This is a genomic window from Saltatorellus ferox (assembly GCA_007751475.1).
In the GTDB taxonomy this organism is placed as follows: domain Bacteria; phylum Planctomycetota; class UBA1135; order UBA1135.
This window is the reverse complement of record CP036434.1, coordinates 431,938-448,394: the sequence shown is the minus strand read 5'-3', so window position 1 is coordinate 448,394 and position 16,457 is coordinate 431,938. Positions and strand designations below refer to the sequence as shown.

Here is a 16,457-nt window from a genome sequence, read left to right as displayed (position 1 = left end):
TCCCGGCCCCGAGTCAAGCCGGTCCGTTCCATCCGACAGAAGGCCCGTGAAGCCGTGGGAAGACCTCGCAAAACACCTCGCTCTTCGCCGAAGCAAGCCTTGCAGAGGAAGCGCCGCGGATCCTGCCAGGATGAACCCTTCACGGATCCCGCCGATCTCTTCGATACAGGTCACGGAGTCATCTGGGTAGCCGGCTACACCCCTGGGGGACATCCCTTCGGCATCGACGCGGAGGAACTGCGATACAGCTCTGCGGAGTCCGAACCGGAGAAGGGCTGGGCGAGAGCGCTCGAGGCGATCCGCGCCGCCGTTTCCCATCTGGGACTGGAGGAGGCAGAGATTGGCCGCGTGCGCTGGCTCGGTGAGGGCCTGTCGCGACGAGCCTTCGCGGCCCGGGTGGACACGTTGGCCCCTGGCTGGCCACGCGTACTGGTGGCGCTCGTTCCCCGTGGCCCCAGCGATGAGCGTGGTCGTGAGTCGGTCAGAGCGGAAGCACGCCTCCTGCGGCATCTAACCGAACACGCCCGCGACTATCGCGTTCCCGGGCGCGTGGCCTTCACCCACATGGCGACCCTTGTGTGCGACCACGTCGAGGGCTTCCCGGTAGATCTGCGAAAGGGCCGATCGACGTTCGACCCCATCGAACTCGTAGCAGACGTGGCGGCTGCGATCCACCGAACATCGCTGGAGGGCCTCGACTGGCTGCCGGGCAGCGACACCCTCCGCGCCCATGGCGAAGAACGGCTCCGTGAACTCGATCCACTCACGGGAAATGAGCCGGCCGAGGTGCGAGCGGCGATGGCATGGCTGAGCGAGAACCTTCCACCACCGGAGCCGTCGCGACTGATCCACGGCGACCTGTTGGGGCAGAACCTGCTCTACCATCCAGAGCGAAAGACCGCGGTGATCGACTGGGAATACGCGCGCAGGGGAGATCCCGCCCACGACCTCGCCATCCTCACGGGAGGCGTCAAGCGCCCGTTCCAGATCGCAGACGGAATGGCCCGACTGCTCTCCGCGTACGCGGTGAGATCCGACCGCGAGGTCCTCGAAGTGCACGTCCGCTTTCACGAGATCGCCCTTCACCTTTCGCACTTCCAGAACGCCATGGCGGGCAAGCCGGGCGCCGAACCGGTCGCTTCCGTGATGGCACGCCTCCGGAACCTTCTCCGATCTGTGAACGCAGGCTGACCGAAGACAGCCCTGGCGGATCCGCTAACGCGGATGCGCGTCGAGCCTGAGCCATTCCTGCTGAGGCCCTCAGTCCGACGATCGGTGCCGCAGCAGCGTCGATAGGTTCTCGCGGACGGCGCACACGGCAGATCGCTCCTCCAGCAGACTGGCGTCGACGCGGGCCTCCCTGCGAAGGTCGGCGAACGGGCGCGTGCTCTCCAGAATCCCCAGGTCGTAGACGAGTTCGTCCGAGCCCCCCGGCAGCAGAATCCTGAGGTCCCAGGGGAGCCGTTCACCGCGGGCGCGCTCGAAGCTCTGGACAAGGCTCGTCGTGCAGTTCGATCGAAGCGTGTGGTACCAGCGCGGCGTTCCATGGAGCTCCGCCGCGGTCATCAAGAGGTCCACGAGGAAGGAACGCACGACCGCGACGTCGGCCACGACAGGATGCAGGTAGAGTGCGTCGCCTCGGGCGAAGAGGCGGCTTCCGAGCAGGTCCTCCTCGTTGCCGATCACGTAGATCAGCTCGTACTGCCGGAAGAGCGCGCGAACGACGGAGTAGGCCTCGCCCACCTCCCGCCGCGCCTCCACGGAGAGGGCGAGATTGGGTCCCTCGGCGAAACGAAACGACACCATCGTATGCGCGAGCTTCGGGTTCTCCGGGAACGGAACCACGATGTAGTCGCAGCCTTCGAGCGTCCCGAGATCGAACGTGCGCGACTCCCATCGCGCCTCGATCTGGCCGTCCTCGGAATGGCGGAACGAGCGGAAGTCGCCGATCGTGACGAGGTCGCCGTCGAGGGCGACGGAGGGTGCTTGAGCGTGGTCCTCTGCCCAGGATCTGTCCAGGCGGGGCGGGATCTGGCGCAGGCCCCAGACGATCGCGAGGGCCAGCGTGGGGAGAGCGATCAGCGAGGCGAGCGGTGGCGCGTGGCGAGCGAGCAGATAGACGCACAGGATCCAAACGGCGACCGCCGCGAGGCGAGGAATCCCTGGAGTTCCGTGGGGGCCAGCCAGAAGCAGCATGGAGATCGTCGACCAGAGCACGATCAGGCCGCCGACCACGAAGCGCGCGACGCGGGCGCCTCCGGTGCCTCCGGTGCCTCGGCCGCGTCGTGCCGCGGGGGCGGTCTCGGCTGACGTGGGTGCGCTGGAGCTCACAGAGGACCTATCGGTCACCCGTCCGCCAAATCTCCCCGCTATCTGGGATGGTAGCCTTGGGCCCATCTCACGAGCCCGATTCCGCTCCGCCCCGTCCAGCCACTCACCCATCGCCTCCGGATCCTCGGATCGCGGAGGTCCCGAGTACCGCCCTTTGAACCGATCCAGCTACCTCCAGGCCTTCGGCGTGGGCCTCGTGCTCGTAGCCGGTATCGCCACTCTTCTCGCGGACGTGGACTCCTCGCCGTCCTGCAGCTCGACCGCCGTACGCCCGTGGGCCGTGGACGAATACGCCGAGCGCGTCGCAGCGGGCCCCCCCGAGCCGTGGCCCACGCTGCGCCCCGGAGCCGTTCCCCCACCCACCGTGACGAGGACGGAAGACTCGATCACCGTGGGCTGGCCTGGAGAGAATCGCGAGAGCCAGGTCGACTGGCGCAACTACGAACGAGTCGCAGCCGATGCGTCGATGCGGGCGGCCCTTCCGCAGGTTCCAGGCGCGACGCTCGAACTCCTCTTCTGGCGCGTGGGAAACGGGCCCTGGCTCGACCCCCGCGAGGGCACCCCCGCCGCTCCCCAGCCGACCTGGGCAATGGACCGCGACTCCGAGGGCGAGGTCTCCTTCATTCTCCTCGCCAGGGGAACCGAGCGGCGCTTTCATGGAGCCTCCCTGTTCGACCGGAAGACGCGGGTATCGCTTTCGACCGGCTCCTCGTGGGGGCTGACCGGCAAGGACGAGCACGAGATGCGCATCGGCGTGGACACACATGCGCAGCACCGCGCGAGTTTCCTGCTGGAGGTGCCGATCACCTACGGCGCCCCGGTCATCAAGGAACTGGCCCTCTCGGGCCGAAGTGTCACGACCTTCGGAGCGAGCGCAGCCGCGACGTTCCTGGCGCGCGCTTCGGGGGGCATTCGGTCCACCGGGAGCCGATTGGGCTCCGGTGGACAGGAGCTGATCCTTCGATGGAGTCCATCCACAGGCCCTGCAAAAGACGAGAAATCAGGCTGGGTGGCGCTCGCGTTCTCGCCCGTGGGCCTCGCCGCCAAGTTCGAGGCGACGATCCCTGGTTCAGGAACCTGGTCCTCCCTGCATGGAGGGAGCCAGCTCCCTGTACTGCAAGCGGTCCCCGCCTCCACCGAGGCGATCACGCTCCGCTACCTTCCGCACGCCGCTCGAGTTCAGTTCAGCCTGCCACTCCCCTCGTCTCAGCCTGCCATGGACGATCTGCTCCAGGTCAGACCCAAGAGAGCCCGCTACGACGGGGAGTATTCTCTTGGCCGCGTGATTTCACAGACCCTCCAGGTAGACCCTGGCAGCGTGAGCGAACTTCGGCTCCGGGAGCTCCACTACCCCATCACCGTAGACGACGACACGATCGCGGAACTCATCGACCGCATCCGCGCGGAAACGGGCGCGGCCGAAACGTTCCTCGACCCGGATGAATTCGTCTTTCGTTCGACGTCATGGTCCTCCCTGGAGCGACTGCGGCGATGGGGCTCCGCGCTGCTCGACAAACTGCGGCCCTAGCATCGCCCTCCCGTTCGGTAAGAAACGTAGCGGTACCGAACCCGACCCAAAGCCGCCACGTTTCGGTCCAAAGGGGAACCCTTCGAATCGAAACGTGGCGGCTTTGGGTCGGGTTCCGTACCGCCAGGTTCAGTACCGCCAGAAAGTTTGGTCTCTTTGAGTGGCCTCACAGACACGACCGTCCGTCCATCGGTAGGGGCGTGGTGCGCCGCGCTTGCATGGAAGTCCTGTCACTTCCCCCCGGTGGAACTCGTGGTCGTACGACTCCGCAGGCCAACGGGGCTCCCTTGAATCCCAGCCCACTCGTTTGTCATGCAGCCCCTACATCTCGTTCTCCTTTCGGTCGCCCTCTCCGCACCTGTCTTTGCTCAAGACGCAGGAAAGATGTACCTGGCAGAGTTCTCTGCCTCGCCAACCCTTCGCGTCGTAGACGTCGACACGGGTGTGGTGACGTCGTCCACCCCCCTCTCGATCGTTCTCCCCACCGACTTTGCGTCGTCTCCGGACGGAGGGCTCTTCGCGACGACCTACACGAGCCTGTACCAGGTGAACCCCTCGACAGGCGCCTCGACGCTCATCGGCAGCCCGTCGATCGGTTCAATTGTCGGGCTCGAGTTCGATTGCGCGGGAGGGGCCTATGTCGTCACAGACTCGGGGAATTTTGCCTCCATCGATCTTGGAACCGGACAGGCGCAGCTGATCGACTCCTACCAGGTCACGTTCAGCGGAGATATCACGACTCAGGGCGGTGGTGTATTCTTCGCCACCTTTAATTCGGCTGGTGGGAGCAGCCTGGCCCGGATCGACGTCCTGCCGAATGGATCGAACTTTCAAGACCTGGGCGTGGCCGTTCCAGGCGCCAGTCTGCTGGGACTCGACTTCGACGGTTTCGGACGACTGATCGCTTCGGACAATAACAGTCCGTTGGGCGGACTTCACGAGATCACCGGGTTCAACACGGCTGGTCCGCTCGGATCACAGCTGCTCACTTCCGTGCCAGGCTTGAACGGCTCCATTGCGGGGATCGCCTCCTTCCTGGCCTCAGGCCAGCAGCAGGTCTACTGCAACGCAGCGCCAAACTCATGCGGTACGATCCCCACCCTGACCGTGAACGGAGTGGCCAGCGCTTCCGACACGTCGGGATTCCTCCTCACAGCATCCAACCTCCCCGGCCAGACCTATGCTGCGTTGTTCATGACCATCTCGGGACGGACGAGCCAGCCGTTCGGAATGGGGACCCTCTGCCTCACTCAGCCTCGACCCGTGCAGGTCATGTGGACCAACGGAAGTCCGGGCCAGTGCGACGGCTTCGTTGCCGTCGATGTCAACTCACTCATCTCACCAAGCTTCCTCGATCTTCCAGGGCAACTGGTCCAGTGCCAGTTCATTTCCCGTGACGGGCAGAGCGCCGTTCTGACTCAGGCACTGGAGTTCTCGGTCTGCAACTGACCGGATCGATTCCTTGGAGTCAGCGCCAATCACTGGCGGTACCGAACCCCATCCAAAGCCGCCACGTTTCGATCCAAAGGGGAACCCTTCGAATCGAAACGTGGCGGCTTTGGGTCGGGTTCAGTACCGCCAATCCTCAGTGCAGACCTGGTTCAGTACCGCTTTCTGGTTCGGCCCTCATCGAGCGATGATTCTTCGCACCATGCCTTCTGAGTAGACGGACAGCTTCCAGTGCCCCGGCGACCAGCCCGCCAGGAAACGGTGGAAGTCCGCCCAGGCGTGAGGCCAGAGCTCGCGCCACTCGTCCTCTAGCGCCGCGTCGCATCCGGGAAACGAGCGCAGGGCCTCGAAGTAGAGGTCGAGGTAGGGAGCCGCCTGCGCGGCCAGCTCCCCGTCGTCCAGGCAACTGCCCAGGAAGTAAGCCACGTCCTGGACCCCGACCCCGCCGCCGACGTACTGGAAGTCGACGGCCGCGACGGAGGCGCTGGCGCCGTTCGCCGCGCCCGGTGCGAAGCAGAAGTTGGCGAGCTTCGCATCGCCGTGGACGAGCGTTCGATGCTGGGCCGCGCTCAGTCGCCGATCGATGTCGGACGCCGCCTCGCCCAGGGGCGTTCCGCGAATCGCCTCCAGCTCGTCGGGGCGCGTTTCCAGGTGCCAGTACGTGCCGCGCTCCCACAGTCCGTCGGTGGGCGAACCCAGGAACGCCCCGTGGAAGCGCGCGAGCCATCCGAGGCAGGCGCGGATCCCGCCGTCCTCGAGCGCTCTCGGTCGACCCGCGAATCCTGCGGCATCGAGATCCTCCAGGATCATCTCGCCACCCGTGGCCGTCTCCCGCGCCGCGATGAGCGCGGGCACGCGGGCCTCTTCCTCCAGCCGAAGCGCATACTCCGAATAGAAGACGCGCTCGACCCGGTAGCTCTTCTGCTTCCGCTCAGCCGATAGGTCCGTGTCCCAGCCGCGGGGATGCCCGGGCGCTCCCCCACGCGCCCCCGGGTCCACGGCCTTCACGATCACATGGCCCTTCGACAGATGAAATCGCTCGAGCCGCCCGAACCCACTCCAGAGTTCCTGAACGAGCTCGGGCCCGGAGCGAACCTGGAGACCCGTGACTGCCTCGATCCAATGCTGGGTGTCCATGGCGATCTTTCCGGGGCGATCTTTGCGAGGCGAGAATGCTCTACCGGTCGACGGCTGCGGGCGCTGGCTGGGTAGAAAGCGGGGGCTCCGGCGCTGCCTCTGGCTCGATGACGCGCGCACTGATTCCCTCTCCGGTCACGAGCCCACGAATGAGCGCGCGCGCCTGGTCGGCGTCAGCTGAAGGCACGGACAGGGTCCAATAGGCCGAGCCTCCGGCGAGCCACTCGATATCGACAGCGCCAAGGGCACGACCGATCGCTTCTTCAGCCCGAGCTCCATCCTCCCAGTTGAGCGGATTGCCGTAGCCCACGACAGCCTGGTAGCGGGCAGGTCGCGCCGGTGCGGTAGAAGGCGAATCGGCCAGAGGACTCTCCGGGGCGCTGTCCGCTGCCACGGTTTTCGTGAGTGGCCGATCCGCGGGGACCTCGCCGCAAGCCAAGGCTAGCGTCAGAGCCAGCAGTCCTCCTACGTGATGGCCCCAGATCACTGGACCAGGCAGCCTGGTCGCCCTGAAGAACTTCTGCATCGCCCAATGGTACGCCGCGTGGCAGTACTGAACCCGACCCAATGGCGGTACTGAACCCGACCCAAAGCCGCCACGTTTCGACTCAAAGAAAAACCCTTCGAATCGAAACGTGGCGGCTTTGGGTCGGGTTCAGTACCGCCAGCTTCAGTACCGCCATGCTCCTGCACCTCGATCCGTGGGACCTACCGGTACTGCAAGCGAAGCGCATCCGTGAAGTTCGATGTCACGCCGACGCCAGGATCCGCGTCCCGGAACCAGGCCTGCACGTACCAAACATCACCCTGCATGACGGGAACCGATGTCGTCGAAGTCGGCATCGCCGCGAAGTCGACGGCGATCGAGAAGGACCCCGCTGCATCCGAGGCCAGGATGGCGCCCCCAACGCCGCGACCGACCTCCGGTCCAATGCACAGGCGACCTACCGAGTTCATCACTGGATACATTTCCTGCGCTCCACGTGAAGCCAGTATGAACCCGAAGGTGGACGGCGGGAGACTCGTAGCCGTCAGCATCGTGGAAGCCATGGACGCCTCGAGTGATCCACTCGCAGAGATCTCCCCGGGGAACCCTGAACTACAGACCTCGGCGGGCCAGCAAACTTTCGCCCCGATGCCCCCGTAGCTCGTCGTCTGATTCTCGAGCCAGTAGATTCGATCCTGCTGGAAGGCTGGCTGAACGAGGTCGAGGTCTCCGTCGCCATCCACGTCAACGGCCGCGGTGCTGTACGCTGGATTGTTGATCCCGGATGCAGCAACGGGCGCAGCGAAGGAGCCTCCGCCGAGATTCCGAAGGAACGAGATCGAACCAGGCGCGGACTCACCGCTGGCAGCGATATCGAGCCTTCGATCGCCGTCCAGATCGGCGACCTCGACGGAGGTCCACTCCGGGCCCGTACTCACCACCGTCTGGGCAGCACCAAAGCCCGTCCCCAGATTCTCGAACCAGACGATCGGCCCGCCATTCGTTGCGCATGCAACCAGATCAGCATCCCCATCAGCGTCGAGGTCGCCCGCAGCCACTCCCGTCATGGTCCCGAGCCCAGTGGCCACCTCTTGGGGTGCCGAGAAGATCCCACCGCCAAGATTCTCATGCCAGCTGACGCTCGAACCCGAGAAACCCACAACCGCAAGGTCGGGATCGCCGTCCGCGTCGATATCGACCGCCTCCACATGGGACGCGGCCGAGGACGAGCCAACGATCCACTGCACTGGTCCAAACGTGCCTCCACCGAGGTTCTTGAACCAGGCCACTCCGTTCGATCCCTCGGCAGCCACAAGGACATCGAGGCGTCCATCGGCATCAAGATCCACCGCCTTGGACGAACGAACAAAAAGGTTCGACGTGATCTGCTGGGCCGAGAACGTATTCCCATCGTTGACGTACCAGACCAGTCGATTGGACCCGTTGCAGGAAGCCAGCAGATCAGGATCACCGTCGCCGTCCACGTCGGCCGCATCGAGCGAACTCACACAGAGCGTTCCGAAAGCCACCTGGATCCGGCCCCACCCCCCATTCGGAAACTGGCGAAAAAGAAAGATGCGACCGTCGAAGGATGCTGAGACGGCCACGTCGAGCAAGCCATCGCCATTGAAGTCTGCCGCTGCGACAGCCTGTGCACCATTCAGATTGCCATCGATGAAGCGAAGGGTGAATGACTGCGCTTGGACGGAAGAGGCACTGATCACGGGGGCCAAGGCCGCGAGGACGTAGGGAAGCGTTCGATACATGAGTCATGAAGGGACGGAGGAGAGGAACTGAAAGTGGTTCGAGCCGAGGAGAAGGAAGTTCAAAATCCGCCTCCAATCGCCACGTCACCGTCTTGGATGGCCGCTTGCGGATCCCCCTTCGCTGGAGATCGAATGGAAGGGTTTGCGGCATCAGCGATCGAAGTGCATGCTCGAATCTCGTCGATAGAGAATCCGCTCACCTGTGCACATTTGCTTCCCCCCTATCGAGGGGGGGCCTGCCTCCTGGCGACCGCACCGGAATCGCCCTATGTTCTGCACCATGTCCTCGCCGCTCTCATCTGCCACCCTCCGCTGCTTGATAGGGGCCGTTTCCGATCTTCACTCCGTTGTCGATGGAGAGAGCTTCTCCTCCCGCGCAGTCCGGACGAGCAGTTCCATCGTCCAAGGCGAACTCCATGTCTACACGGAGATCGACCCTTCAGCGGGACGAGTCGTTCTTGACGCAGACCAGGGACACGCGGAACTGGCTGCCGTGGCGTCCGACTTCCTCAGACTCCAGCATCAACATCCTGGTATCCAGCGCCAGAGAACCGCCGGGGAGTTCGGAGTTCATACCATCTCCCGACTCCTCACGACCCGGGAATGGAGGAACCTGGAGCTCTACCAGGACGTCTACAAGGCGATGGGAGTGGAGGATCAAGTGGTCGTCACTTCTCCCATGCCGACTCCGATGGCGCTGGGTGTCACGATCAGCCGAAACCGGCGCGGCTTCAAGAGTGCAGAGATCGCTGCACTTCAAATCTACGAGAAGCACTTCACACGCGCATTCGAGGTACAGCAGCGCTTTGACGACCAGGTCTGCATGGCTGACAGCCTTGCGGAATCGCGAAGCTCAGGCGAGGGCTTCGCGATAACGAACTGCGACGGAGGTCTTCAGGTCGCCTGCCCGACGGCGAACAAGCTGCTGGGTCGCTACTTTCCCACAGGGCGAACGAACGCGCGCGCCTTACCCGGGCCCCTCAAGCATCGACTTGCGCGTCTTTCCAGCGACGACGAAACCAGCCTTCGCACATCACCCGTGCTGCGAGTCCCGCGGGGCGAACGAGAACTTCAGGTCAGCTTTCGCCGACAGGTGAGGCTGAATCGGTGGATGATCCGCTTCGAGGAGCAGACCCGAGATGACCGACGTCGCGATGCGGCCAGGTCCTTCTCCCCACGGCTCAAAACCGTCCTCGAGCTGCTTCGCAAGGGGCACTCGGAGAAAGAGATTGCGCATACCTTGGGCCTCGCGGTGACGACGACCCACGGCTATGTGAAGCAGATTTTCCGGCGCCTGGACGTTCATTCAAGGAGTGAACTGATGGCGCTTTGGATTCGCGAACCGCCGCGATTTTAGCGCGGTGTCAGTACCGCCAGGTTCCGTACCGCAACGAGGGTGATGGACGCGCGCGCCGTTCAGGGGACCACGGTCCAGAGCGTGGCGCTCGCATCCGGTTCATGCAGCCGGAGCGTTTGCGTCGCCGGTTCGTAGCACCAGGATGCGCCTGAAAAGAGGGTAGAGCAGTCTTCGGGCACGATCGCCCCGTTCCGCACCACAGCGTTGGGGCGCTGCGAGAAGCCAGGCAGGGAGACCTCGAGCGTCCTTCCATCCGCCGCGCTGGTCAGCCACTGGATCGGGGCGATGGCGGAGAGCGTCGCGGGACCCAGCTCCAGCGCCACCGAGTCGACGTTGCTGGCTCCCGTCGTCGTCAGCCGGTTGAGCGACGGATCGAGTTCGTACGCGAAGGAGGTAAACTCGCCGCTGACGCCCGGCTCGACGTCGAACCATGCCCAGCGTCCTGCACGGTCCGCGAGAACCTCACCCTGGAGCGGCGGCGGCGCGAGCGATTGGGCAGCCAGCCAGTTGCAGGCTTGCCATTCATTGAGCGTATCCCAGCAGTGCAAGCAACCCGTGGTGGCGGGCAAGCCGACGAGCTCGTGCGGCGCACCGGGCAACGCACCCATGAACGTATCCAGCGCCAGCGTCTGACGAACGAGATACTGCTCGGGGTCATTCGGGTGGTAGTAGCTGCGCACCGGCACGTGGGTCAGATTCAGGCCCATGTGGCGCCCGCCCGGGATGAGGCCGCCGGCGAGATCCACCTCGATCAGGGAGGAGCGCTGATACTCGAACGGTACCTGGCTGGGGTCTCCCCCGAAGAGAAGCTCCATCTCCATTTGCACCGCCGGACCGACGTTGCCGTAGACGTCAGCGAGTGCCACGGACCCGGTGTGATTGACCACGGCGGCGAAGGCTCCGCGGCTGCGATCTCGGTGGCGAGCTGCGTAGCTGAGCGCATTGCCGCCGCCCATCGAGAAACCGAGCCCATAGATCCGATCGAGATCGATGGCGAAGCCCTGGATGACGAAGTCGATAGCTGCGGCGACGTTCTCCTGGCTCTGGGCACTCGCGTAGCTGATCTGCGAGTCTCCGACGCCGCTCGCCTGATACGGAGCCAGGAGATGCCAGCCGCGCCGACGGACCTCCTGGGTGAGCTCCGTGTTGTAGTAGATGTCGAGGCGAGAGGTCTCTGCGACATGACCGCGCCCTGGTACCCGCGGACGGAAAGCAAAAAGAGCGGCCGCACCCTCGGGATGCGGCCGCTCTTGGAAGGGCAGGCAGGTTCAGGCCCGAAGCCAGATCACTGCCACGTCACGCTGAGCGCGTTCGAGTAGTTGGAACCTGCCCCGACGGAATCGCGGTGCCACAGCTGGAAGTTCAGCGTCGCGCCCGGGATGACGTTGGCGGCCACGATCGGCACCGTCAGGTCCACCGCGCTCGTCGCCACGCCCTGGGGGTTGGCCTGGGTCGCGGGCAGGATGCGCAGGAGGTTGCCGTCCACGCAGCGGAAGCCGTTTTGCGCGGGGGTAAAAACCTGACTGTCCCCGAAGAAGTAGATGCCGAACGAATTCGCGGGAAGGCCCGTCGTGGTCAGCGTGAAGTCGTTGTCGGCCACCACGCTGCTGCCTGAACCCTCGATGTCCGACGGGAGGCCCGTCGAGTTCGGGGCGGCCTGGCAATAGGTCGTACCGACCGTCCCCGGATCGCTGCAGTCGATGTTCAGGACGCGCAGGAAGTCGATCCCGGCCTCCGTGATCGTTCCGGCGTCCATGACCGAGAAACGAAGGCGCGTCTGGGCCGTCGGCGCCACGAAGTCGACCACGCGCACCGTCTCCACCACCCATTCGCCCTGACTCGGGTGACTGGCGGCCGAGATCCAGGTCGCCCCGTTGTCGCTCGAAATGTCGACCTGCATCGGCTGGCCGCCCGTGGAGCTGATCCAGCGCGCGTAGCTGAGGTAGGGATCCGTCGCGGTGCTGAGATCGAAGGCACGCGAGATCAGGCGCGTCGGCCCGCCGTCCACGTCCGAGTTGCCGGCGACGTTGTCCGTCAGGAAGCAGCGGCCAGAGCCGTCGAAGTCCGTCGGCGGATCGTTGCGGACGCCGCCGCCCACGGGGACCTGGGGCGTCGCGCTCCAGCCGCCGTCGGTGATGGAGATATCCACCACCGACCAGTCCGCGCCGCTCTCGGCGTTATCGACCAGCACCGCGTTCGTGGCGCAGGCGCTGAAGTTGCGGATGAAGGAGTCGCCGCCGAGTCCATCGCCGTTGCCGTCGAGGAGCGTGCCGAACGGGTTGCTGAGCACCGAACCCACAGCCGAGAAGCGGTAATCGCCGGCAGCCGAGAGGCTCCCCGAAACGGTGAAGGAGATCTCGTTGCCCGCGACCAGGTACTCGTCCCAGGAAATCGCCACCGGCGCATCGTCCATCGTTCCGAAGACGCCGTCGGCGCCCGCGTACACGAGCGTGAACGCGCTGGGCGCGTTCACCATATTCGGATCCATGATCTGATCGAAGCGAAGCTTGAAGCCGGTCAGGTCGCCAACGACGACGGCGCCGTCGCTCGGCAGCCCCTCGGCCGACACGACGGTCGGCGATGGCAGGGTCATGGTCAGCGCCCGGAACGGGTTCACCCTGCCGCCGCCGAGGAGTCCCGCGTAGCTCGGGTTGATCGCGTCGATGTTCTCGGCGGTGTAGGTGATCTGCGCCGCCACCTGGTCGCGGGTCCAGGTCGGGTTCTGGGACCAGATCAGCGCGGCGACGCCCGCGGCATTCGGAGCTGCCATGCTGGTGCCCGACTTCGTGCCGTAGTTGTTGTTCAGGATCGTCGAGAGGACGTTGCCGCCAGGGGCCGCAAGGTCCACGCCCGTGCCGTAGTTGCTGAAGCTGCTGACGACGTCGCCGGCCTGCGTGCTCGCCACGAGGAAGCTCTGGTGGAAGACCTGGCGCGCAGGGTTGAGCGCCGCTCCGTTGCCCGCCGAGTTGAAGTGCAGCACGCCCGCGTCGTAGATGTAGTCGAACGCCGCCGTGACCACCGGGTCACCGGCCCAGCCGTCCATGTTGTAGCTTGTGCTGATGATCTGCGCGCCGTTGTCCGCGCCGTAGACGAACGCGTCCGTGATGTTCACCGCGGTCCAGGCCTGGCCACCGGCGTAGAACTGCAGCGGCAGGATCGTCGCCGCACCCGCCGTTCCGGCCACGCCGATCCCGTTGTTCGTCCGGGCGCCCGCGATCCCCGCCACGTGGGTTCCGTGGTCGTCGCCCGTGTTGTTCGGGTTCGGGTCCGCGTTGCCGAAGACGAAGTCATAGCCGTTCACGTCGTCGACATAGCCGTTGGCGTCGTTGTCAATGCCATCGCCCGCGATCTCGCCAGCGTTCACGAAGAGGTTCTCGACGAGATCAGCGTGGTCGGTATCGACGCCGTCATCGGTGATCCCCATGACGATGCTGGCGTCCCCGAGCGTGATGTCCCACGCCAGGTTCGTCTGCATCAGCGTGTGGTGGTACTGGCTTCCATACTGGGGATCGTTCGGATCCAGCTCCTTCACCTCCCCCGTGTAGCCGACGTTCGGCGCCGCCCAGCGGACGCCCGGCATGGACGCGATCTGCTGGCGCAGAGCCACCTCGTCGATGCCCGCACCCGAGAACTCCAGCAGCACGACGTTGGAGTGCACGCTCTCACCGCGGCGCTGCCAGCGCATCATCGAGCGCACGCTGTCGACGCGCAGCGAGTTGTCCACGGCCTGGAGTCCCCAGCTAGCGACCTGATTCTCCAGGTTCACCGCCGCGGGTCCTGACTCGAAGCAGACGACGATCTGGCCCGGCATCTCGATGCGCTCGGCCTCCGTCATCTGGGCAGCGGCACTGACGGAGAACACCGTCGAGGTCGCCAGAACAGCGGCGACGAGCGGTGACGATAGAGATCTTGGGAGAGGGAGTTTCATGGGCCCATGGTAGGGGCGCACCCGCAAGATCGACACCCGTCAGCCACGCTCCGCCTCGAGAACCGCGTCCCCGGCCCTCAGGACGCATTCGATCAGCAGATCGAGGTCAGCCTCGCGGGTTCTCCAGTTCGCGATGGCGGGACGAAACGCCACGCGGCTGCGGTAGCGGGTCGTTCCCACGAACACGAGACCCTCCCGTAGCACCTGCGCAGCGGCGGCCTCGTTCAGGGCGTCGAGGTCCCGCTTGCGCACGCCCGCCGGGGCCAGCCGAAACGGAACGACATTGAGACACGGCTCCTCCAACAGCTCCAGGTCGGGGCATTCCCGAACCCGGTTCGCCAGGTACACGGCGAGACGCAGGTGCTCGTCCACCATCGCCGCGACTCCCGAGCGGCCCGAGGCGAGCAGCGTGGCGAACACCGGCAGCGCGCGCGCTCTACGGCTGCTCTCCGGGCCGAGGTTCGCGGGCACGCGCTGGAGCGCAGCCGCCGAGCCTGCCTTGGGCAAGTAGTCCGCGACCATCCGAAAGGTGCGCGCAAGGAGCGAGCGCTTCCTCACGAACGCCACCCCGCAGTCGTAGGGAACGTTGAGCCACTTGTGCCCATCCGTCGCGATGGAGTCCGCGCGCTCGGCGCCGCCGCACAGCGGTCGAGCGCTCTCACTGGCGCGCGCGAAGAGCCCGAACGCACCATCGACGTGGAGCCAGGCCCCGTGCGCTTCACACAGGTCCGCCAGCGACTCGATCGGATCGAACCCGCCCGCGTTCACCTCGCCAGCCGTGGCCACGACGATGGCGGGACCGCGCTCCTCCATCGGCTGCTCGCCCAGTGCCTCCAGCCGAGCCGCGAGCCCATCGAGGTCGAGCGCACCACGGTTGTCGGCGCTGAATCGCTCGACCGAGGCGCGCCCGATCCCGAGCATCGCCAGCGACTTCACGACGCTTGCGTGCACGAAGCCGCTCGTCAGCACCACAGGTCGCGGCAGTCCTGCGAGCCCCTCCTCCGCCACATCCACGCCGAGCGCGTCTCCCCACCACTGCCGCGCCGCGCCCAGTCCGACGAAGTTAGCCATGGTCGCGCCGGTCGTGAAGACGCCCGTCCAGTCCTCCGGCATCCCGAGCTGGAAGAGCTCGACGAGCCAGCCTGTGGCGAGTTCCTCCAGATCGACCGCGAGCGGCGACCCCTGGGCCGAGGACGCGACCTGGTCGAGCGCCGTGGCGAACCAATCCGCGGCCAGAGCGGCGGGCGTCACGCCTCCGAGCACGTAGTGGAAGTAGCGCGGCCCCGTGCTCGCCGTTGCCCGCTCCTTCGCGCGCTGCACCAGCTCCTGGAACGCAGCGGCGGCGCCCACGCCGACCTCCGGAAGCGCCGTACTCCGCGGCGGACGATCGGTGGCGGCCGCGACCCGCGCGGTGCCGAGCCCATGGATCCAATCGCTGGCAGCCGCGTGCGCTGCCGTCAGCACCTCGTCCATCTCGTCGTGCTCACCAGACGTCATCGCTTCGAGTTTCCCTTATCGCCCTTCGGGTCGCCGCGGTCCGCGCGGATTTCCTGGCGCAGCCATTCGCGAAAGGCGACGAGCGCCGGCAGCTCCAGACTTCGTTCCGGGTAGACGAGCCAGTAGCTACTGCGGGTCGCGAAGCGCGAGCCCGAGGGCGCCTCGACGAGTTCCTTCCGCGCGAGCAAGGGGTCCGCGACGAAGTCGGGAAGGAGCGCGTACCCGAGGCCCGCGCGCGCGGCTTCCACCACCATCATATGATGCTCGAAGCGCGGTCCGCGCCGGCCGTCCACCTCCGGTGCGCCATGGGCTTCGAGCCACTGCTTCCACGCGTTCGGGCGACTCACGAGCTGGAGCAGCGTCTTCCCCAGGAAATCGCCGGGCGCCTGCACTTCGGACCGCAGGTGCGGCGCGCACACGGCGACGACCTCTTCGGACATCAGCTTCTCGGCCCGCCCTCCGGGCCACGTCGCCGACCCGTAGTGGATCGCGGCGTCGATATCGCCCGCGTCGAAGTCGAAGGCCTTGAGGCTCGTGGTGAACTCGACGGACACGTCGGGATGCGCCTTGAGGAAGCCTGGAATCCGAGGGATGAGCCAGGTCGTTCCGAACGTGGGCAGGAGCGCGAGGTGCAGCACGTCGGTCGTCGGCCCCGACTGCCGAACGTCCGCGATCGCGCCCCGGAGTCGCGCCAGCAGCGTGCTGACCTTGGCTCCAAATTCCACCGCGGCGCGCGTCGGCCGAAGGCGAGGGTTCTCACGGTGGAAGAGCTCACGGCCGATATGGCTCTCCAGCAGCGCCACCTGACGCGACACCGCGCCCTGGGTGCGGGAGAGTTCCTTGGCGGCGCCGGTGAAGCTGCAGTGCCGCAGGGTGGCCTCGAAGGCGGTGAGGGCCGTCAGCGAAGGCAGCTCGCGATCGTCCGTTTCCCGCGCCGATTCGGAACTCGCTTCATCAGGAACACTCATGGGCGCACA

General features: G+C 65.8%; 13 protein-coding genes. 4 read left to right on the top strand and 9 right to left on the bottom strand.

What is annotated here, in order from left to right:
- Positions 1–99: 99 nt before the first annotated feature.
- A complete protein-coding gene (locus Poly30_RS01655) occupies positions 100–1,191 on the top strand; it encodes a phosphotransferase family protein (protein WP_419190829.1) in 1,092 nt (363 codons plus the stop codon).
- Positions 1,192–1,260: 69 nt separating this feature from the next.
- On the opposite strand, the gene Poly30_RS01650 is transcribed toward Poly30_RS01655, so the two are convergent.
- Positions 1,261–2,331, bottom strand: coding sequence for an Lnb N-terminal periplasmic domain-containing protein (locus Poly30_RS01650; RefSeq protein ID WP_419190828.1), 1,071 nt, complete (start codon positions 2,329–2,331; stop codon positions 1,261–1,263).
- 154 nt (positions 2,332–2,485) lie between these two features.
- Here Poly30_RS01650 and Poly30_RS01645 point away from each other — a divergent pair, with 154 nt between their 5' ends.
- Positions 2,486–3,859 carry a hypothetical protein gene (locus Poly30_RS01645; RefSeq protein WP_145194281.1) on the top strand — a complete coding sequence of 458 codons (1,374 nt, stop codon included), beginning with the start codon at positions 2,486–2,488 and terminating at the stop codon, positions 3,857–3,859.
- A gap of 312 nt (positions 3,860–4,171) precedes the next feature.
- Positions 4,172–5,308 carry a DUF6923 family protein gene (locus Poly30_RS01640; protein WP_145194280.1) on the top strand — a complete coding sequence of 379 codons (1,137 nt, stop codon included), beginning with the start codon at positions 4,172–4,174 and terminating at the stop codon, positions 5,306–5,308.
- Positions 5,309–5,485: 177 nt separating this feature from the next.
- Here Poly30_RS01640 and Poly30_RS01635 read toward each other — a convergent pair whose 3' ends face one another.
- From Poly30_RS01635 to Poly30_RS28020, 4 genes are all read right to left on the bottom strand, one after another.
- The gene (locus tag Poly30_RS01635) at positions 5,486–6,445 is read right to left on the bottom strand and encodes a phosphotransferase (protein WP_145194279.1); all 960 of its coding nucleotides are present in this window, start codon (positions 6,443–6,445) and stop codon (positions 5,486–5,488) included.
- 40 nt (positions 6,446–6,485) lie between these two features.
- A complete protein-coding gene (locus tag Poly30_RS01630) occupies positions 6,486–6,839 on the bottom strand; it encodes a hypothetical protein (protein WP_145194278.1) in 354 nt (117 codons plus the stop codon).
- Between the two features lie 314 nt (positions 6,840–7,153).
- Positions 7,154–8,698, bottom strand: coding sequence for an FG-GAP repeat domain-containing protein (locus Poly30_RS01625; protein ID WP_145194277.1), 1,545 nt, complete (start codon positions 8,696–8,698; stop codon positions 7,154–7,156).
- 439 nt (positions 8,699–9,137) lie between these two features.
- On the bottom strand, positions 9,138–9,272 hold the full coding sequence (locus Poly30_RS28020) for a hypothetical protein (RefSeq protein ID WP_419190827.1): 135 nt from the start codon (positions 9,270–9,272) through the stop codon (positions 9,138–9,140).
- Positions 9,273–9,377: 105 nt separating this feature from the next.
- On the opposite strand from Poly30_RS28020, the gene Poly30_RS01620 reads away from it, so the two are divergent.
- Positions 9,378–10,055 carry a helix-turn-helix transcriptional regulator gene (locus tag Poly30_RS01620; protein ID WP_419190826.1) on the top strand — a complete coding sequence of 226 codons (678 nt, stop codon included), beginning with the start codon at positions 9,378–9,380 and terminating at the stop codon, positions 10,053–10,055.
- Between the two features lie 59 nt (positions 10,056–10,114).
- Here the strand turns inward: Poly30_RS01620 and Poly30_RS01615 are convergent, their stop codons facing one another.
- The 4 genes from Poly30_RS01615 to Poly30_RS01600 all read right to left on the bottom strand — a co-directional run bounded on the left by Poly30_RS01615 (position 10,115) and on the right by Poly30_RS01600 (position 16,448).
- Positions 10,115–10,921 (bottom strand): hypothetical protein, encoded by an 807-nt coding sequence (locus Poly30_RS01615; protein WP_145194276.1) that lies wholly within the window; start codon positions 10,919–10,921, stop codon positions 10,115–10,117.
- A gap of 419 nt (positions 10,922–11,340) precedes the next feature.
- Positions 11,341–13,983, bottom strand: coding sequence for a S8 family serine peptidase (locus Poly30_RS01610; RefSeq protein ID WP_145194275.1), 2,643 nt, complete (start codon positions 13,981–13,983; stop codon positions 11,341–11,343).
- Positions 13,984–14,022: 39 nt separating this feature from the next.
- A complete protein-coding gene (locus Poly30_RS01605) occupies positions 14,023–15,480 on the bottom strand; it encodes a pyridoxal phosphate-dependent decarboxylase family protein (protein WP_145194274.1) in 1,458 nt (485 codons plus the stop codon).
- On the bottom strand, positions 15,477–16,448 hold the full coding sequence (locus Poly30_RS01600) for a LysR substrate-binding domain-containing protein (protein ID WP_419190825.1): 972 nt from the start codon (positions 16,446–16,448) through the stop codon (positions 15,477–15,479). Before Poly30_RS01600 ends, Poly30_RS01605 begins: the two co-directional genes overlap by 4 nt.
- Positions 16,449–16,457 lie beyond the last annotated feature (9 nt).